The 18,407-nt window shown below is 68.8% G+C and carries 15 protein-coding genes and 2 pseudogenes; 11 read left to right on the top strand and 6 right to left on the bottom strand.

Translation table 11 applies throughout. The features are described 5' to 3' along the window. The first annotated feature begins 76 nt into the window (after positions 1–76). From VMD50_RS21510 to proB, 9 genes are all read left to right on the top strand, one after another. Positions 77–2,734: a valine--tRNA ligase gene (locus VMD50_RS21510; protein ID WP_325430502.1), complete on the top strand. Its 2,658-nt coding sequence runs from the start codon at positions 77–79 to the stop codon at positions 2,732–2,734. Further along, entirely contained in the window at positions 2,731–4,164 is a 1,434-nt protein-coding gene (gene folC, locus VMD50_RS21515) for a bifunctional tetrahydrofolate synthase/dihydrofolate synthase (RefSeq protein WP_325430504.1), read from the top strand. The genes VMD50_RS21510 and folC overlap by 4 nt, the downstream gene beginning before the upstream one ends. Further along, complete coding sequence (locus VMD50_RS21520) at positions 4,161–4,520, top strand: DUF4233 domain-containing protein (RefSeq protein WP_325430506.1); 360 nt, start codon at positions 4,161–4,163, stop codon at positions 4,518–4,520. Before folC ends, VMD50_RS21520 begins: the two co-directional genes overlap by 4 nt. 35 nt (positions 4,521–4,555) lie before the next feature. Next, positions 4,556–4,966, top strand: coding sequence for a nucleoside-diphosphate kinase (ndk, locus tag VMD50_RS21525; protein ID WP_325430508.1), 411 nt, complete (start codon positions 4,556–4,558; stop codon positions 4,964–4,966). A 340-nt stretch (positions 4,967–5,306) separates the two neighbouring features. Continuing rightward, positions 5,307–8,033 carry a ribonuclease E gene (rne, locus tag VMD50_RS21530; protein WP_325430510.1) on the top strand — a complete coding sequence of 909 codons (2,727 nt, stop codon included), beginning with the start codon at positions 5,307–5,309 and terminating at the stop codon, positions 8,031–8,033. 220 nt (positions 8,034–8,253) lie between these two features. Next, positions 8,254–8,565 (top strand): 50S ribosomal protein L21, encoded by a 312-nt coding sequence (rplU, locus tag VMD50_RS21535; protein ID WP_325430512.1) that lies wholly within the window; start codon positions 8,254–8,256, stop codon positions 8,563–8,565. A gap of 14 nt (positions 8,566–8,579) precedes the next feature. Further along, the gene (gene rpmA, locus VMD50_RS21540) at positions 8,580–8,843 is read left to right on the top strand and encodes a 50S ribosomal protein L27 (RefSeq protein WP_325430514.1); all 264 of its coding nucleotides are present in this window, start codon (positions 8,580–8,582) and stop codon (positions 8,841–8,843) included. Between the two features lie 90 nt (positions 8,844–8,933). Continuing rightward, the gene (gene obgE / locus VMD50_RS21545; RefSeq protein ID WP_325430516.1) at positions 8,934–10,376 is read left to right on the top strand and encodes a GTPase ObgE; all 1,443 of its coding nucleotides are present in this window, start codon (positions 8,934–8,936) and stop codon (positions 10,374–10,376) included. Beyond that, on the top strand, positions 10,373–11,476 hold the full coding sequence (proB, locus tag VMD50_RS21550) for a glutamate 5-kinase (protein ID WP_325430518.1): 1,104 nt from the start codon (positions 10,373–10,375) through the stop codon (positions 11,474–11,476). Before obgE ends, proB begins: the two co-directional genes overlap by 4 nt. A gap of 4 nt (positions 11,477–11,480) precedes the next feature. Here the strand turns inward: proB and VMD50_RS21555 are convergent, their stop codons facing one another. The 3 genes and pseudogenes from VMD50_RS21555 to VMD50_RS21565 form a co-directional block, all read right to left on the bottom strand. After that, positions 11,481–11,900, bottom strand: a complete 420-nt coding sequence (locus tag VMD50_RS21555) for a DUF5313 domain-containing protein (RefSeq protein ID WP_325430520.1) — start codon at positions 11,898–11,900, stop codon at positions 11,481–11,483. A 17-nt stretch (positions 11,901–11,917) separates the two neighbouring features. Continuing rightward, positions 11,918–12,409, bottom strand: a complete 492-nt coding sequence (locus tag VMD50_RS21560; RefSeq protein WP_325430522.1) for a MarR family winged helix-turn-helix transcriptional regulator — start codon at positions 12,407–12,409, stop codon at positions 11,918–11,920. Between the two features lie 106 nt (positions 12,410–12,515). Then, positions 12,516–12,854, bottom strand: a pseudogene (locus VMD50_RS21565) (TetR/AcrR family transcriptional regulator); the annotation flags it as partial. A gap of 3 nt (positions 12,855–12,857) precedes the next feature. Between VMD50_RS21565 and VMD50_RS21570 the strand changes: the two are divergent. After that, positions 12,858–13,682 (top strand): annotated as a pseudogene (locus tag VMD50_RS21570) (cytochrome P450); the annotation flags it as partial. Here the strand turns inward: VMD50_RS21570 and VMD50_RS21575 are convergent. Together VMD50_RS21575 and VMD50_RS21580 are read right to left on the bottom strand one after the other, a co-directional pair. Beyond that, the gene (locus tag VMD50_RS21575; protein WP_325430524.1) at positions 13,679–14,521 is read right to left on the bottom strand and encodes an SIR2 family NAD-dependent protein deacylase; all 843 of its coding nucleotides are present in this window, start codon (positions 14,519–14,521) and stop codon (positions 13,679–13,681) included. The pseudogene VMD50_RS21570 and the gene VMD50_RS21575 overlap by 4 nt on opposite strands. A 93-nt stretch (positions 14,522–14,614) precedes the next feature. Then, complete coding sequence (locus VMD50_RS21580; protein WP_325430526.1) at positions 14,615–15,154, bottom strand: cysteine hydrolase family protein; 540 nt, start codon at positions 15,152–15,154, stop codon at positions 14,615–14,617. 59 nt (positions 15,155–15,213) lie between these two features. On the opposite strand from VMD50_RS21580, the gene VMD50_RS21585 reads away from it, so the two are divergent. Next, positions 15,214–17,256 (top strand): NAD(+) synthase, encoded by a 2,043-nt coding sequence (locus VMD50_RS21585; RefSeq protein ID WP_325430528.1) that lies wholly within the window; start codon positions 15,214–15,216, stop codon positions 17,254–17,256. Between the two features lie 29 nt (positions 17,257–17,285). Here the strand turns inward: VMD50_RS21585 and VMD50_RS21590 are convergent, their stop codons facing one another. Next, entirely contained in the window at positions 17,286–18,392 is a 1,107-nt protein-coding gene (locus VMD50_RS21590) for a GGDEF domain-containing protein (RefSeq protein ID WP_325430530.1), read from the bottom strand. Positions 18,393–18,407 lie beyond the last annotated feature (15 nt).

The following is an 18,407-nucleotide window of genomic DNA, read 5'->3' on the forward strand; positions in this document are numbered from 1 at the left end:
GTAGCGGTCGAATCCGTGTGACCAGGCGGATTCGGCCGCTTACACGCGGGCAAACGAGTCTCCCTAGAATTGACCGGTGACCGCCAGCCCCCAACCGACCGCCGACCTGCCCAAGTCGTGGGATCCGGCCGCGATGGAGGGCCCGATCTACCGGAAGTGGCTGGACGCGGGCTACTTCACGGCGGACCCGACGAGCACGAAACCCGCGTACTCGATCGTGCTGCCACCACCGAACGTGACCGGCAGCCTGCACATGGGTCACGCGCTGGAACACACCATGATGGACGCCTTGACGCGCCGCAAGCGGATGCAGGGGTACGAGGTGCTGTGGCAGCCGGGCATGGACCACGCGGGCATCGCGACCCAGAGCGTGGTGGAAAAGCAGCTCGCGGTCGACGGCAAGACCAAGGAGGACTTCGGCCGGGAGCTGTTCGTCGAAAAGGTGTGGGACTGGAAGCGCGAGTCCGGCGGCGCCATCGGCGGCCAGATGCGCCGGCTCGGCGACGGTGTCGACTGGAGCCGCGACCGGTTCACCATGGACGAGGGACTCTCCCGCGCGGTGCGCACCATCTTCAAGCGGCTTTACGACGCCGGGCTGATCTACCGGGCCGAGCGGCTGGTCAACTGGTCGCCGGTGCTTCAGACGGCCATCTCCGACATCGAGGTCGTCTACGACGAGGTCGAGGGCGAGCTGGTCTCGTTCCGCTACGGCTCGCTCGACGACGACGAGCCCCACATCGTGGTCGCGACCACCCGGGTAGAGACGATGCTGGGCGACACCGCGATCGCCGTGCACCCTGACGACAAGCGCTACACGCACCTGGTCGGGACGACCCTGCCGCACCCGTTCATCGATCGCGAACTCGTCATCGTCGCCGACGAGCACGTCGACCCCGAATTCGGCACCGGCGCGGTCAAAGTCACGCCCGCCCACGATCCCAACGACTTCGAGATCGGACTGCGGCACGAGCTGCCGATGATCTCGATCATGGACACCAAGGGCCGGATCACCGACACCGGAACGCAATTCGACGGGATGGATCGCTTCGAGGCCCGGGTCGCGGTGCGCGAAGCCCTGGCCGCTCAGGGCCGGATCGTCGAGGAGAAGCGGCCCTATCTGCACAGCGTCGGGCATTCGGAGCGCAGCGGCGAGGTCATCGAGCCGCGCCTGTCGCTGCAGTGGTGGGTGAAGGTCGAGTCGCTGGCCAAGGCCGCCGGCGACGCGGTTCGCAACGGGGACACCGTGATTCACCCGGCCAGCATGGAACCGCGCTGGTTCGGCTGGGTCGACGACATGCGCGACTGGTGCATCTCGCGCCAGCTGTGGTGGGGCCACCGCATCCCGATCTGGTACGGGCCCAACGGCGAACAGGTGTGCGTCGGTCCCGACGAGGCGCCGCCGGAGGGCTGGGAGCAGGATCCCGACGTGCTGGACACCTGGTTCTCGTCCGGGCTGTGGCCGTTCTCCACCCTGGGCTGGCCGGAGCAGACGCCGGAGCTGGAAAAGTTCTATCCGACAAGCGTTCTGGTCACCGGTTACGACATCCTGTTCTTCTGGGTCGCGCGGATGATGATGTTCGGCACCTTCGTCGGCGGCGACGACGCCCTCACCCTCGGCGGCCGCCGCGGCCCGCAGGTGCCGTTCACCGATATCTTTCTGCACGGGCTGATCCGGGATGAATTCGGCCGCAAGATGAGCAAGTCCAAGGGCAACGTCATCGACCCGCTGGACTGGATGGACACGTTCGGCGCCGACGCCCTGCGGTTCACCCTGGCCCGCGGCGCCAGCCCCGGCGGTGACCTGTCCGTCGGCGAGGATGCCGTCCGGGCGTCGCGCAACTTCGGCACCAAGCTGTTCAACGCCACCCGGTACGCGCTGCTGAACGGCGCCGCGCCCGCGCCGCTACCGGCGCCGGCCGAGCTCACCGACGCCGATCGCTGGATCCTCGGACGGCTGGAAGAGGTTCGCGCCGAAGTTGATTCGGCCTTCGACGGCTACGAGTTCAGCCGGGCCTGCGAGTCGCTCTACCACTTCGCGTGGGACGAATTCTGCGACTGGTACGTCGAACTGGCCAAGACGCAGCTCGCCGAGGGGCTCGCGCACACCACCGCCGTGCTGGCGGCGGTGCTCGACACGCTGCTGCGCCTGCTGCATCCGGTCATCCCGTTCCTTACCGAGGCGCTCTGGCAGGCGCTGACCGGCCAGGAGTCGCTGGTGATCGCCGAATGGCCGAAATCGTCCGGCATCACGCTGGATCAGGTTGCCGCGCAACGGGTTAGCGACATGCAGAGGCTCGTCACCGAGGTCCGCCGGTTTCGCAGCGAACAGGGCCTGGCCGACCGGCAGAAGGTGCCGGCCCGATTGGGCGGCGTCGGGGGCGCGGACCTGGACGGCCAGGTGAGCGCGGTGGCGTCGCTGGCGTGGCTCACGGCGCCGGGCCCCGATTTCCGCTCCTCGGTCTCTTTGGAGGTTCGGCTGGGCCCCACCATGGAGCGCACCGTCGTGGTCGAACTCGACACCTCGGGCACCATCGACGTCGCCGCGGAGCGCCGCCGCCTGGAAAAGGACTTGGCCGCCGCCCAAAAGGAACTCGCGTCGACGGCCGCCAAACTGGGCAACGCCGAGTTCCTCGCCAAGGCGCCGGAACAGGTCGTCGCCAAGATCCGTGACCGCCAGCGCGTGGCCCAGGAGGAAACCGACCGGATCAACGCCAGGCTGGCCGCGCTGCGATGAGCGAGCCGCCCGACTGGGCCACGAGCGCGGCTCCCACACCGGATGAGATCGCGTCCCTGCTGCAGGTCGAGCACCTGCTGGATCAACGCTGGCCCGAGACCAAGATCGAGCCCAGCCTGACCCGGATCAGCGCCCTGATGGACCTGCTCGGGTCGCCGCAACTCGGCTATCCGTCGATCCACATCGCGGGCACCAACGGCAAAACGTCGGTGGCGCGGATGGTCGACGCGCTGGTGACCGCGCTGCACCGGCGCACCGGCCGGACCACCAGCCCGCACCTGCAATCGGCCGTCGAACGCATCGCGATCGACGGGCAACCGATCAGCCCCGCCCAGTACGTGGCGACGTACCGCGAGATCGAGCCGTTCGTTCAGATGATCGACGAGCAATCGCAGGCCGCCGGCGGGCCGCCGATGAGCAAGTTCGAGGTCCTCACCGCGATGGCGTTCGCCGCGTTCGCCGACGCGCCCGTCGACGTCGCGGTGGTCGAGGTCGGCATGGGCGGACGCTGGGATGCCACCAACCTGATCAACGCCCCGGTGGCGGTGATCACCCCGATCGGCATCGACCACGTCGACTACCTCGGCCACGACATCGCCGGTATCGCCGGCGAGAAGGCCGGCATCATCACCAAAGCCCCGGACGGCGCACCGGACACCGTCGCCGTCATCGCGCGCCAGGCCCCCGAGGCGATGGAGGTGCTGCTGGCCCAAGCCGTCCGCGCCGACGCCGCGGTCGCCCGCGAGGATTCGGAATTCGCGGTGCTGGGCCGCCAGGTCGCGATCGGCGGACAGGTGCTGCAGCTGCAGGGCCTCGGCGGCGTGTACTCCGACGTCTACCTGCCGCTGCACGGCGAACACCAGGCGCACAACGCGGTGGTGGCACTCGCGGCGGTCGAGGCCTTTTTCGGCGCCGGCGCGCAGCGCCAGCTCGACGTCGACGCTGTGCGGGCCGGCTTCGCGGCCGTCACCAGCCCCGGGCGGCTGGAGCGCATGCGCAGCGCGCCCACCGTGCTCATCGACGCCGCGCACAACCCCGCCGGTGCGGCCGCGCTGGCGCAGACGCTGGCCGGCGAGTTCGACTTCCGCTATCTGGTCGGGGTGATCAGCGTGATGTCCGACAAGGACGTGGACGGCATCCTCGCCGCGCTGGAGCCGGCGTTCGACTCCGTCGTCGTGACCCACAACGGCTCGCCGCGGGCGCTGGACGTCGAGGCGCTGGCGCTGGCCGCGGGCGAGCGGTTCGGCCCCGATCGCGTCACCACCGCCGAGAACCTGCGCGACGCCATCGACGTCGCGACCGCCCTGGTCGACGAGGCTGCCACGGAAGGCGTTGCGGGAGAATCGTTTTCGGGCACGGGAATCGTCGTCACCGGCTCAGTCGTCACCGCGGGGGCGGCCCGGACCCTGTTCGGGAAGGATCCGCAATGACCGACCGAAATGCGGGCCCGCCGGCCGACCCGTGGAAGAGCTTCGCGGCGGTGATGGCCGCGTCGCTGATCCTCGAGGCGATCGTGGTGCTGCTGGCGATACCGGTGGTGGGCGCCGTCGGCGGCGGCCTGACCACCGCATCGCTGGCCTACCTGATCGGCCTGGCGGTGGTGCTGATCCTGCTGGCCGGGCTGCAGCGCCGGCCCTGGGCGATCTGGGCGAACCTGGGCATCCAGGTGGTGCTGCTGGCCGGCTTCGCGGTCTACCCCGGGGTGGGATTCATCGGGGTGCTGTTCAGCGCGTTGTGGGCGTTGATCGCCTACTTCCGCGCCGAGGTCCGGCGGCGGCAGGAGTAGGGCCAATCGGCAAAGGGTTCTGTACGCTGTGCGCCGTGACAGAACGGACCCTGGTACTGATCAAGCCTGACGCCGTGGAGCGGCACCTGATAGGCGAGATCATCAGCCGCATCGAGCGAAAAGGCCTCACCATCGCGGCGCTGGAGCTCCGGCACGTCAGCGAAGAGCTGGCCGGCCAGCATTACGCCGAACATGAGGGCAAGCCGTTCTTCGCGTCGTTGCTGGAATTCATCACGTCGGGGCCGGTGGTGGCCGCGGTCGTGGAGGGACCGCGTGCCATCGCGGCGTTTCGGCAGGTCGCCGGGGGTACCGACCCGGTCGAGAAGGCAACGCCGGGCACGATCCGGGGCGACTTCGGGCTGGAAACGCAGTTCAACCTGGTGCACGGGTCCGATTCGGCCGATTCCGCCAAGCGCGAGATCGCCCTCTGGTTTCCCGGGGTTTAGCGCTGGGACGATAGCGGCCGCACCGGGCCCCGATGGCGTTTGCTGACGCGGGTGTATCGGCTGCGAGTGGGCACGCGCAGTGATGTGGGATACTGACATCGGGTGAACGTCGCCGGACCGGCTTCGGACACCCGAATGAAGACTTAGACAAGCGCGACCATCGCCACCGCCGTGATGTTCCGCCGCATGTCAGGCCGACATTCAGCACGGCGCCGAGTGGGTTCTACCTGAGCCGCCCGGGGCGAGACCATCACAAGCCTGGGAGAAGCGACCCGGGCCCATAGTGCAGCCCTCGCGTGGCCGCGTCGAAACGACGCGCCCGGGGGCTTAAGGAGAATACGTGGTAGACAGTGCACCACCTTCGAACCCCGCGCACGAGCCGGCCCAGCACGAGGACCTGCCGGACCGCCTGAGGGTGCATCAGCTGGCGCGAGCGCTGGGCAGCACCAACAGAGAGGTGCTCGAGGCGCTCACCGCTCTCGACGGGCGCGCCCGCAACGTGCACTCCGGCGTGGACCGTGAGGACGCTCTCCGGGTCCGTGACCTGATCTTCGCCAAGCCCCTACCCAACATCCCGGGCTTCAGCCACGCGGCGGCCAAACAACAACCGCTGCTGCTGCGGACCTCGACGGAGCCGGCGGAGTACCTGCCGCTGTTCGTGGCGCCACAGCCGGTGGAGGTCGGCCGCGGCGGTGACGAGACCGACTACTCCGACGACTCCGAGGCCGACGACGAGGACGAGGAGCAGACCGACCGGCCGGCCAACCGGCGGCGGCGCCGTGGCCGTCGGGGGCGTGGCCGGGGACGCGGCGAACAGGGCGGACCCGACGGTGACGACGACACCGGCGACGAGGACATCGACTCCGACGAGTCCGACGAAGACTCCGACTCCGACGACGAGTACGGGTCCCCGGACGGGGCAAGCCGCCGCCGCCGCCGTCGCCGCCGGCGCAAGTCGGGAGCCGGTGACGACAACGACGAGGGTCTATCGCCCGACGACCCGCCCAACACCGTGGTGCACGAGCGCCCGTCGCGCGGCGGCAAGAACGGCGAGAGCGGCACTTCCAGCAGCGCCGAGATCAAGGGCATCGACGGCTCCACCCGGCTGGAGGCCAAGCGGCAACGCCGGCGTGACGGGCGGGACGCGGGGCGGCGCCGCCCACCCGTGCTGACCGAGGCCGAGTTCCTGGCGCGCCGCGAGGCCGTCGAACGGATGATGGTCGTCCGCGACCGGGTCCGCACCGAGCCACCGCACCCGGGCGCGCGCTACACCCAGATCGCGGTGCTCGAGGACGGCATCGTCGTCGAGCATTTCGTGACCTCCGCGGCGTCCGCTTCTCTGGTGGGCAACATCTACCTCGGGATCGTGCAGAACGTGCTGCCCTCGATGGAGGCGGCGTTCGTCGACATCGGTCGCGGCCGCAACGGCGTGCTCTACGCCGGCGAAGTCAACTGGGAAGCCGCGGGATTGGGCGGGTCCGACCGCAAGATCGAGCAGGCCCTCAAGCCCGGCGATTATGTCGTCGTCCAGGTCAGCAAGGACCCGGTGGGGCACAAGGGCGCGCGGCTCACCACCCAGGTGTCGCTGGCGGGTCGCTACCTGGTTTATGTGCCGGGCGCGTCATCGACGGGGATCAGCCGCAAGCTGCCCGACACCGAGCGCCAGCGGCTCAAGGAGATCCTGCGCGAGGTGGTGCCGTCCGACGCCGGGGTGATCATCCGCACCGCCTCGGAGGGAGTCAAGGAGGACGACATCCGCAAGGACGTCACCCGCCTGCAGGAGCGCTGGCAGCAGATCGAGGCCAAGGCGGCCGAAACCAAGGAGAAGGCCGCCGGCGCCGCGGTGTCGCTGTATGAAGAGCCCGACGTGTTGGTCAAGGTGATCCGTGACTTGTTCAACGAGGACTTCACCGGCCTCATCATCTCCGGCGAGGACGCCTGGAACACGATCAATGAGTACGTGAATTCGGTTGCCCCAGAACTGGTTTCGAAGCTGACCAAGTATGAACCGCCCGACGGGCCGGATGGGGCGAGCGGCCCGGACGTGTTCGCGGTGCATCGCATCGACGAGCAGCTCGCCAAGGCGATGGACCGGAAGGTGTGGCTGCCGTCGGGCGGCACTCTGGTGATCGACCGGACCGAGGCGATGACGGTCATCGACGTCAACACCGGCAAGTTCACCGGATCCGGGGGCAACCTCGAGCAGACCGTCACCAAGAACAACCTCGAGGCGGCCGAGGAGCTCGTGCGCCAGCTGCGGCTGCGCGACATCGGCGGCATCGTGGTCATCGACTTCATCGACATGGTGCTGGAATCCAACCGGGACCTGGTGCTGCGGCGGCTGACCGAGGCCCTGGCCCGCGACCGCACCCGCCATCAGGTGTCCGAGGTGACGTCTTTGGGCTTGGTGCAACTGACCCGCAAGCGGCTGGGCACCGGGCTGATCGAGGCGTTCTCGTCGTCGTGCCCGAACTGCGGCGGCCGCGGCATCCTGCTGCACACCGACCCGGTCGATTCCACGCCGTCGAACGGCCGCAAGTCCGAGTCCGGGGGTCGCCGGGGCAGGCGGTCGAGGAAGAAGGGGCCCGAAGAGGCCGCCGACCAGCCCACCGTGGCCAAGGTGCCCGCGCACGCTCCCGGTGAACACCCGATGTTCAAGGCGATGGCCGCGGGCTCGTCCGGGGCGGCCGGCCAGGATGACCGGGGCGACGGGGAGTCCGACGAGTCCGGCGGAGTAATCACCGCCACGGTCGACCGGGAGACCGAAGAGCGGCGTGCCGCCGAGCTCGAGGACACCGACACCGATGACTTCGAGGACACCGACGACGAAGACGAGGACGAGTTCGACGACGACGACAACGACGACGATGACGATCTCGACGAGGACCTCGGCGACGACGAGGACCTTGACCTCGACGACGACGAAGACGACCTCGACGACGAGGATTCCGATTCCGACGACGACACCGCGCAGGGCTCCGCGGGGAACGGCGGGTCGCCGGCGGGACGCCCGCGCCGTCGCCGTGCCGCGGGCCGACCTGCCGGCCCCCCGATCCATGTGGACTGACCTGCGCCGACCCCGGGGCGTTTACGAGAGCGTTCCAAGGCCGGTTTGACCCTGTAGCCGCTGGTCAAGTACCCTTGGACAGTTGTCGTCAGGCCAGACCGTGGCCGGCGGCTGGCGGGCGCCGAGCTCGGGTTTTTGCCGGGGCGGGCCCGCACCCCAGACACACCACGCACAGGCCGGTGGCACGCGCGCGGCCAGCAGAAAGAGGCAGGAGCAAACGATGGCGACCTACGCAATCGTCAAGACCGGCGGCAAGCAGTACAAAGTCGCCGTCGGAGACGTGGTCAAGGTCGAGAAGCTGGACTCCGAGCCGGGTGCGAACGTGTCGTTGCCGGTCGCCCTGGTCGTCGACGGCGCCAAGGTCACCAGCGACGCGGCCGCGCTGGCCAAGGTTGCGGTGACCGGTGAGGTGCTCGAGCACACCAAGGGCCCCAAGATCCGCATCCACAAATTCCGCAACAAGACCGGCTACCACAAGCGTCAGGGCCACCGTCAGCAGCTGACGGTCCTGAGGGTCACCGGCATCAAGTAGTAAGGGCGACAGTCATGGCACACAAGAAGGGCGCTTCCAGCTCGCGCAACGGTCGCGACTCCACCGCGCAGCGGCTGGGCGTGAAGCGGTTCGGCGGCCAGGTCGTCAAGGCCGGCGAGATCCTGATCCGCCAGCGCGGCACCAAATTCCACGCCGGCGCGGGCGTCGGGCGTGGCGGCGACGACACGTTGTTCGCCAAGGAAGCCGGAGCCGTCGAGTTCGGGGTCAAGCGCGGACGCAAGACCGTCAGCATCGTCGCGGCCGGGCAGACCGACTGAGCGTCCCGAGCGTGCAGCCACTGCGATAATTCGCGGCAAATCTCGCAGTAGCTGCACGTTCGGCGATCGGGACGGGTGAGAGGACCCTCGATGCCTCGCTTTGTCGACCGCGTCGTCATCCACGCTCGGGCGGGTTCCGGCGGTAACGGCTGCGCGTCGGTCCACCGCGAGAAATTCAAGCCGCTGGGCGGCCCCGACGGGGGCAACGGGGGCCGCGGTGGCAGCATCGTCCTGGTCGTCGACCCCCAGGTGCACACCCTGCTGGACTTCCATTTCCATCCGCACGTCACCGCGCCCTCGGGCAAGCAGGGGATGGGCAACAACCGCGACGGCGCCGCCGGTGCGGACCGGGAAGTCAAAGTTCCCGACGGCACTGTGGTCCTGGACGAAGACGGCCGGCTGCTCGCCGATCTGGTGGGCGCGGGCACGCGGTTTGAGGCGGCCGCCGGCGGGCGCGGCGGCCTGGGCAACGCCGCACTGGCATCGCGCGCCCGCAAGGCCCCGGGCTTCGCGCTGCTCGGCGAGCCGGGACAGTCCCGCGACCTGACGCTGGAGCTCAAGACCGTCGCCGACGTCGGCCTGATCGGGTTCCCCTCGGCCGGGAAATCCTCACTGGTGTCCGCGATCTCGGCGGCCAAGCCGAAGGTCGCCGACTACCCGTTCACCACGCTGGTGCCCAATCTCGGCGTCGTCTCGGCGGGCGAGCACACCTTCACGATCGCCGATGTGCCCGGTCTGATCCCGGGCGCGTCCCAGGGCCGCGGCCTGGGTCTGGAATTCCTCCGGCACATCGAGCGGTGCGCCGTGCTGGTGCACGTCGTCGACTGCGCCACTGAAGAACCCGGCCGCGACCCCATCTCCGACATCGACGCGCTGGAGGCCGAGCTCGCCGCGTACACCCCGACGCTGCAGGGCGACGCGGTGCTGGGCGACCTCGCCGGGCGGCCGCGGGCGGTGGTACTCAACAAGATCGACGTGCCCGAGGCCCGTGAGCTCGCGGAGTTCGTCCGCGACGAGATCGCCGAGCGCGGCTGGCCGGTGTTCATGGTGTCGACCGTCGCGCGTGAGGGCTTGCAGCCCTTGGTCTTTGGGCTGTGGCAGATGATCTCGGACTACAACGCGTCGCGGCCGCAGATTGTGCCGCGGCGCCCGGTCATTCGTCCGGTCCCCGTCGACGACAGCGGCTTCACCGTCGAACCGGACGGCGAGGGCGGCTTCGTGGTCACCGGCGCGCGGCCCGAGCGCTGGGTGGGCCAGACCAACTTCGACAACGACGAAGCGGTGGGTTACCTGGCCGACCGCCTCGCGCGCCTCGGCGTCGAGGAGGAACTGCTGCGGCTGGGCGCGCAGCCGGGCTGCGCCGTGACCATCGGGGAGATGACGTTCGACTGGGAGCCGCAAACCCCCGCCGGACGGCATGTCGCGTTGTCGGGCCGGGGCACCGATGTGCGGCTGGAGCGCACCGAACGCCCCGGCGCCGCCGAGCGCAAGGCCGCCCGCCGTCAGCGCCGCGAACGCGGTGACGAGTCGTGAGTGTCCATCGGGACGCCATCCGGACCGCGCGCAGCCTCGTGGTCAAAGTCGGGACCAACGCGCTGACCACCCCGTCGGGCGTGTTCGACTCCGGCCGGCTGGCCGGGCTTGCCGACGCGATAGAGGCACGGATGAAGGCGGGTACCGACGTCGTCATCGTGTCGTCGGGCGCCATCGCCGCCGGCATCGAGCCGCTCGGATTGTCCCGTCGCCCACAGGATCTGGCGACCAAGCAGGCCGCGGCCAGCGTCGGGCAGCTGGCGCTGGTGAATGCCTGGAGCGCGGCGTTCGCCCGGTACGGGCGCACGGTGGGGCAGGTGCTGCTGACCGCGCACGACATTTCGGTGCGCGCGTCGCACACCAACGCCCAGCGCACGCTGGACCGGTTGCGCGCGCTGCACGCGGTGGCGATCGTCAACGAAAACGACACGGTGGCCACCAACGAGATCCGGTTCGGCGACAACGACAGGCTCTCGGCGCTGGTGGCCCACCTGGTCGGCGCCGAGGCCTTGGTGCTGCTCTCCGACATCGACGGACTCTACGACTCGGATCCGCGAAAGACGAAGGGCGCCAAGTTTATCCCCGAGGTTTCCGGCTTGGCCGATCTGGACGGTGTGGTCGCCGGCCCGGGCAGCGACCTGGGCACCGGCGGCATGGCCTCGAAGATGTCCTCGGCGCTGCTGGCCGCCGACGCGGGGGTCCCGGTGCTGCTGGCCGCCGCGACCGACGCCGCGACCGCGCTCACCGACGCCTCGACCGGGACGGTGTTCGCCGCGCGGCCGGATCGGATGTCGGCCCGCCGGTTCTGGGTGCGTTACGCCGCCGAGGCGGCCGGGTCGTTGACGCTCGACGAGGGCGCGGTGCGCGCCGTGCTGCGGCAACGCCGCTCGCTGCTGGCCGCGGGCATCACCACGGTCTCGGGGCGGTTCTACGCCGGGGACGTGGTCGAACTGCGCGGACCGGACGCGACGATGGTGGCGCGGGGCGTGGTCGCCTACGACGCCGGCGAGCTGGCCACCATGATGGGCCGGTCGACGTCCGACCTGCCCGGCGAGCTGCGCCGGCCCGCGGTGCACGCCGACGACCTGGTGGCCGTGTAGCCGGTTACGTGAAGGGGTTGCTGTTGGCCTGCCACGCGGCCGATTCGGGGCGCGGCCCGTAACGGCGGGCGTAGTCCTCGTGCATCTTGGCCTGTTTCTCGTTTTTGAGCACATCGACCAGGTTGGGGTCGAGGCCGTGCTGCGCCAGCCGGTGTCGGCGCCAGACCTTGTTCAGCGCAAGCGAGATCAGCACGGCCCAGATGTAGAGCGGCACCGTCATCTCGGTGTGCACGTACAGCGACGCCGGCAGCAGCCAGAAGGGTGCGAGTACGAACAGTGGCGGTATGGCCCACCGGATCATGTGCCGGCGCACGGCTCCCTTGCCCGCCAGATCGTTGGCGACCCAGTCGCGCATCGAGTCGGGTAGGCGTCGCCCGTACGAGTAGGCGATGTATTGCCACGGGTTGGGTTTGGCGCTGGCCATGATGGCTCCTTCGTGGGTCAGGTTTGCAAGGCACCGGCGGCCAGGGCGGCCGCGTTGATCCGGGTGAGCACCTGGTGCAGGTGCCGCAGTTCATCCATGTCGACGCCCAGAAGGGCGACCACGGCGGGCGGAATCTCCAGCGCGCGCCGGCGTAGGGCGGTCCCGCTGGCGGTGAGTTTGACGTCGGTCGAGCGCTCATCGACCGCGCTTCGGGTGCGGGTGATCAGCCCGACGGCCTCGAGGCGCTTGAGCATCGGCGACAGCGTGGCCGAATCCATCTGCAACGAGGCGGCGATCTCCTTGACCGACAGCGGTTTCTGCCGTCCCTCCGGGGCCTTCTGATGATCCCAGAGCGTCAGCATCACCAAGTACTGCGGATGGGTCAGCCCCAGCGGCTCCAGCAGCGGCCGGTAGACCGCCAGAACGGCGCGGTTGGTGACACTCAGCGCGAAACAGACCTGCTGTTCGAGGGCGAGCGGGTCGATCTCGGGTGCGGTGGGTGCGGCCACATTTACACCGTACGCTAATAGTTAGGGCCCTAACTATGTTGCATTGATCACAGGGACGGCACAAAGCCGATCCCTGCCGCTGGGGCTGATGCGGCAGACCCGACCGTTACCCCGCCGCATCGATCGGCGGCATCGCCTTGAGATACAAACTGCCCCAGATGATTTGGGCCAGCGCCTCGGCCAGTTCGGCATCGTAGGAGTCCGGGGCGGTCGGAAGATTCTGCTGGCACGCGCGCTCGCACATCCATGTCAGAGCGCTGGCCGTGGCGGTCGCGGGCAGGTCGGGGCGGATGGAGCCGTCGGCCTGGCCGTCCTCGATGACGCGGGTCACGCGTCCCGTGATGGCGGTCAACAGGTTGCGATAGGTCGCCCCGACCAGGGGGTCATAGCCGGCCATCTCGTTCAGCGCGAGGAGCACCGGTTGATGACGCCGGTAGCCGGCCACGAGGCGGCCGGCAGCGGTGCCGACTTCGTGGAGCAGTGCGCGAAGCAACTGCCGATCCGCACGCTGTCGGACATGGTGGGAATTCCGGAGTCCGAGCGCCAGCGTGTGGCGCACGCCGCCGACGCGCTCGTGTCGTGGGCCGATCCCGTTTACCTCGCCGGTCGCAACCCGCTGGAGGTATTGATCGAGAACCAGATGTATCTACACCAGGTCGCCGGCGCCTTGGCCGCCGAGCGCCGCGAGCGGGCCGGCGACGACCTGTTCAGCGCCCTGGTGAACGCCGAGGTGGACGGCGACCGGCTGGCCGACGCCGACGTGGCCGCGTTCTTCGTGCTGCTCGCCGTGGCGGCCAACGACACCACCCGGCAGACCACCAGCCACGCGATGAAGGCGCTCACCGACTTCGGCGACCAAAGGGCTTGGCTGCTAGAGGATTTCGACGACCGGATTCCCGCGGCCGTCGAGGAGTTCATCCGTTGGGCCACCCCGGTCATGACCTTCCGGCGCACGGCCGCGACGGATGTCGAGCTGGGCGGCCAGACGATCCGGGCCGGGGAGAAGGTGGTGATGTTCTACCCGTCCGGCAACTGGGACACCGACGCGTTCGACCGACCGGAGCGTTTCGATCTGAGCCGCAACCCCAACCCGCACGTCGGCTTCGGCGGCGGCGGGGTGCATTTCTGCCTCGGCGCGCATGTGGCCCGCGCGCAGTTGCGCGCCATCTTCGGGGAGCTGCTCGGTCAGCTGCCGGGAATTGAGGCGGGCGATCCCGCTTACGTGCCGGGCAATTTCATCCACGCCATCCGCAGCATGCCGTGCAGCTTTTAGCGCACGGTCAGCGGCGCGAGTTCGTCGGACAGCAGGGCCAGCAACTCCGAGCAGCCGCCGTCGACCTTCACGGTGGCCAGGTCGTCGCCGCGGGTGGCCCCGCGGTTGATGATCGCGATCGGGATGCCCACCGCCGCGGCATGGCGCACGAATCGGTAGCCGGAGAACACTGTCAGCGACGAGCCCGCGACCAGCAGCGTCTCCGACCGATCGGTCAGTGAAAAGGCTTTCGCAACAACGTCTTTGGGAACGCTTTCGCCGAAGTAGACGATGTCTGGCTTGAGCATGCCGCCGCAGCGCGGACAGTCGAGGTAGCGGAAGGACGCGGTGTCGGCGGCTGGGGAGATAGAGGCGTCGGCGTCGGGAGCCACCGCCAGGCCGCCGACGGCTTCGGCGCGTTCGCTGTATCCCGGGTTGAGGGCCTCGAGTTGTTCGGCGAGCGCGGCGCGGCTGACGGTGTGCCCGCAGCCCAGGCAGACCACCCGCGCGTAGGTGCCGTGCAGGTTGACGACGTTTCGGCTGCCGGCCTTGGTGTGCAGCAGGTCGACGTTCTGGGTGACCACGCCCGTCACGACCGACGCGTGCTCCAGCGCGGCCAGCGCCCGGTGCCCGGCGTTGGGCGCGGCGTCGTCCATGTGCCGCCACCCGACGTGGTTGCGCGCCCAATACCGCTGCCGGAACACCGAATCCGAGGTGAACTGGCGGATGGTCATGGGATTGCTCGGCGGCGAATCGGGGCCGCGGTAGTCGGGAATGCCGGAGTCGGTGGAGATCCCCGCGCCGGTCAGCACCGCGACCCGGCGACCGGCCAGCAGCGCGACCAGTTCGGGAGCGTCCACGGCTCGAGGGTAGCCGTCCGCCGCGAGGGCGCGTGTTTGCACGCGACACGCCGGAGAAGCCGGCATTTTGCGCGCCCTCGCGCAAGTGAGGCTCTAACCGAGGCAGTCGGCCGCGGTGGTGAGCTCCGCGGACATGTTCTGCTCCATCATCTTCAGCGCCGCCTTGCCCAGCCCGGTGTCGATGTGGGCGACGGCGTCGGTCGGGATCACCACGGGGAAGTGGCGCACGTAGGCGTCGAGGGCGGTGTAGAGGATGCACTGCTCGGTGACCTGGCCGGTCAGGATCAACCGCTTGGTCTCCAGGCGATTGAGCAGATACGCCAGTGCCGTCGCGTAGAAGGCGCTGTGGCGGACCTTGGTCATGACCCGGCAATCCTCGGCCGGCAGGATCGGCTTGACCAGATCGGGCCGCGCCCCGTTGAGCGCGGACTCGACGATGTCGGAGAACTGGGCGGCGAAATCGCCGTAGTTGTCGTTGACATAGACCAGGTCGACGCCGTCGGCCTGACGCGCGCGGCGGACCAGATCGGCGAGCGGGTCCATGATTTTCTCGACATTGGGTATGAGTTCTTCAGCGTCGGGATGCTGATACGTATTCATCATGTCGACCACTACGACAGCGGTATCGCTCATACGGTTGGGGATACCCGACGGGCACGGGTTGACACTGCTCAGGCGACAATGGGAGGGTCATGGACTTCTACAATGCCTACAGCCAGGGCTTTGTCCGCGTCGCCGCGTGCACGCACCACACCACGATCGGCGATCCGGCGGCCAACGCCGAGTCGGTCCTGCGGCTGGCGCGCGAATGCCACGACGACGCCGTCGCCGTGGCCGTGTTCCCGGAGCTGACGCTGTCGGGGTACTCCATCGAGGACATCGTGCTGCAAGACCTCCTGCTCGACGACGTCGAAGACGCCATCACGGACCTCGTCGCGTCGTCGGCCGACCTGTTGCCGGTGTTGGTCGTCGGCGCCCCCCTGCGCCACCTTCATCGCATCTACAACACCGCCGTGGTGATCCACCGCGGCGCGGTGCTCGGTGTGGCGCCCAAGTCGTACCTGCCCACGTACCGGGAGTTCTACGAGCGGCGCCAGATCGCACCCGGGGACGACGAGCGCGGCATCATCCGCATCGGCGAACTCGAAGCCCCGTTCGGTCCCGATCTGCTGTTCGCCGCGTCCGATCTTCCCGGCCTCGTATTGCACGTCGAAATCTGCGAGGACATGTTCGTGCCGATCCCGCCCAGCGCCGAGGCGGCGCTGGCGGGGGCCACGGTGCTGGCGAACCTGTCGGGCAGCCCGATCACGATCGGCCGCGCCGAGGACCGTTGCCTGCTGGCCCGCTCGGCGTCGTCGCGGTGCCTGGCCGCCTACATCTACGCCGCGGCGGGGGAGGGCGAGTCGACGACCGACCTGGCCTGGGACGGGCAGACCATGATCTGGGAAAACGGCGTCCTGCTGGCCTCGTCCGAGCGCTTCCCCAAAGGCGAGCGGCGCAGCGTCGCCGACGTCGACACCGAGCTGCTTCGCTCGGAACGGCTGCGGATGGGAACCTTTGACGACAACCGGCGCCACCACCGGACGTCGGCGGAGTCGTTCCGGCGCATCGAGTTCCGGCTCGACCCGCCGCGCGGCGACATCGGGCTGCGCCGCGAGATCGAGCGCTTCCCGTTCGTGCCGGCCGATCCGCAACGGCTGGAGCAGGATTGCTACGAGGCCTACAACATTCAGGTCTCAGGGCTCGAGCAGCGGCTGCGCGCGCTGGACTACCCGAAGATCGTCATCGGCATTTCCGGCGGGTTGGACTCGACACACGCGCTGATCGTCGCCGCCCGGGCGATGGACCGCGAAGAACGGCCGCGCAGCGATATCCTGGCGTTCACGCTGCCGGGCTTCGCGACGGGAGATCGCACCAAGCGCAACGCGGTCGAGCTGTGCCGCGCACTCGGCGTCACCTTCTCCGAAATCGACATCACCGAGACCGCGAAGCTGATGCTCAAGGAGATCGATCATCCGTTCTCCCGGGGTGAGAAGGTGTACGACGTCACCTTCGAGAACGTCCAGGCCGGGCTGCGCACCGATTACCTCTTCCGGCTGGCCAACCAGCGCGGCGGGATCGTGCTGGGCACCGGTGACCTCTCCGAGCTGGGGCTGGGCTGGTCCACATACGGTGTCGGTGACCAGATGTCGCACTACAACGTCAACGCCGGCGTCCCCAAGACGCTGATCCAGCACCTGATCCGCTGGGTGATCTCGTCCGGGCAATTCGAATCCGAAGTGACCGATGTGCTGCAGTCGGTGCTCGACACCGAGATCACCCCGGAGCTTGTCCCCAGCGGCGAGGAGGAAGAGCTGCAGAGCAGCGAGGCCAAGGTGGGACCCTTTGCCCTGCAAGATTTCTCGCTGTTCCACGTGCTTCGGTTCGGATTCCGGCCGTCGAAGATCGCATTTCTGGCGTGGCATGCGTGGAGCGACCCCGAGCAGGGCGAGTGGCCGGCGGGATTTCCCGAGGACAAGCGACCGTCCTACTCGCTCAAGGAGATTCGGCATTGGTTGGGAGTCTTCGTGCAGCGGTTTTACTCGTTCAGTCAGTTCAAACGCTCGGCGCTGCCCAACGGCCCCAAGGTGTCGCACGGCGGGGCGTTGTCGCCGCGCGGGGACTGGCGCGCCCCGTCCGACATGTCCGCGCGCATCTGGCTCGACGAGATCCAGCGCGAAATCCCCGAGGACTAGCGCGAGCCCGGGCGGGCCGGGCGGCCCGGTCAGTTCCTCAGCCGCGCGCCGGGCCTGGCCTTCTTCTCCTCGTACATCAGCTCGTCGGCGCGCGCGAGCAGTGCGTCGACCGAGGTGGCGTCGGTGGCGGACCCCTGCACGATGCCGATGCTTGCCGACAGCCGGTAGGGGCGGTTGCCGGTGTCATTGGAATCATTCAGACGCCGGAACGCCTCGACCAGCCGCTGTCTCAGCATCGCCGGATCATCCTCGGGCTCGGTGAGCAGTACGCAGAATTCGTCGCCGCCCATGCGGGCGAGGATGTCGGACTCGCGCAGCGTGACGCGCAGCGCCCGGGCCACGTCCGCGATCAGCATGTCGCCGACGTCGTGACCGTGTTCGTCGTTGACCCGCTTGAGTCCGTCGACATCCAGGAAGGCGAGCAGGAAGTTGCCGCCGCGGCGGCGCGCCGCGTCGAGTGCCGGCTCGGCCAGCAGGTAGAAGCCGCGGCGATTGTTGAGCTTGGTCAGTTCGTCGGTGACGGAGAGCTGGCGGATCTCCTCGTTGGCGCTCTCGAGGGCGGCGGTCCGGTCACGTACCCGCTGTTCGAGTTCCGAGTAGACCCGGACGTGCTCGATCGCGATCGAGGCGGAATCGGCCAAGGCCTGCAGCAAGGAAACCTCCCTGCCCGACGGCTGATGGGGGTGAGCCCAGTAGTTGCCGATCGCCCCGATGGGGTCGAGCTTGCGGATCGGGACCATCACCAGGCTCTTCACGAAGGTCGGGCGGTATATGGCGTGCGGGATGCGCGGGTCGCGGTAGATATCCGGGATCACCGCCGCATCGCGGTTGACCATCGCCCAGCCGCTGATGCAGGCTCCGATGGGGAATCGGCTGCCCTTCCACAACGGGGCGATCGCGTCCTCGTCGGCGTAATAGCACTCGTCGTTGTCGCGCAGCACCAAGGTGGCGCCGTCACACCCGGTGAGCTCGCGCGCTGCGGTGCTGACGATGCACTGGATATCGTGCAGGCTGCGCGTCAACGACAGTTCCTGAACGGCGCGCAGCAGGCGCTCCATACCGCGGACATAGTCGGCGTCGCCGAAGCCGCTGGTCCTGGGGACAGCCGACAATGGCTTCATGAGCTGGGCGTTCATGTGCACCTCTTCGTG

It is taken from the genome of Mycobacterium sp., assembly GCF_035506235.1.
Lineage (GTDB): Bacteria > Actinomycetota > Actinomycetes > Mycobacteriales > Mycobacteriaceae > Mycobacterium.

What these genes read in the sequence shown, in the direction of transcription:
- folC (WP_325430504.1), top strand. Translation starts at nt 2,731, where the DNA reads ATGAGCGAGCCGCCCGACTGGGCCACGAGCGCGGCTCCCACACCGGAT.
- VMD50_RS21520 (WP_325430506.1), top strand. Translation starts at nt 4,161, where the DNA reads ATGACCGACCGAAATGCGGGCCCGCCGGCCGACCCGTGGAAGAGCTTC.
- rplU (WP_325430512.1), top strand. Translation starts at nt 8,254, where the DNA reads ATGGCGACCTACGCAATCGTCAAGACCGGCGGCAAGCAGTACAAAGTC.
- rpmA (WP_325430514.1), top strand. Translation starts at nt 8,580, where the DNA reads ATGGCACACAAGAAGGGCGCTTCCAGCTCGCGCAACGGTCGCGACTCC.
- obgE (WP_325430516.1), top strand. Translation starts at nt 8,934, where the DNA reads ATGCCTCGCTTTGTCGACCGCGTCGTCATCCACGCTCGGGCGGGTTCC.
- VMD50_RS21555 (WP_325430520.1), bottom strand. Translation starts at nt 11,900, where the DNA reads ATGGCCAGCGCCAAACCCAACCCGTGGCAATACATCGCCTACTCGTAC.
- VMD50_RS21580 (WP_325430526.1), bottom strand. Translation starts at nt 15,154, where the DNA reads ATGAGCGATACCGCTGTCGTAGTGGTCGACATGATGAATACGTATCAG.
- VMD50_RS21585 (WP_325430528.1), top strand. Translation starts at nt 15,214, where the DNA reads ATGGACTTCTACAATGCCTACAGCCAGGGCTTTGTCCGCGTCGCCGCG.
- VMD50_RS21590 (WP_325430530.1), bottom strand. Translation starts at nt 18,392, where the DNA reads ATGAACGCCCAGCTCATGAAGCCATTGTCGGCTGTCCCCAGGACCAGC.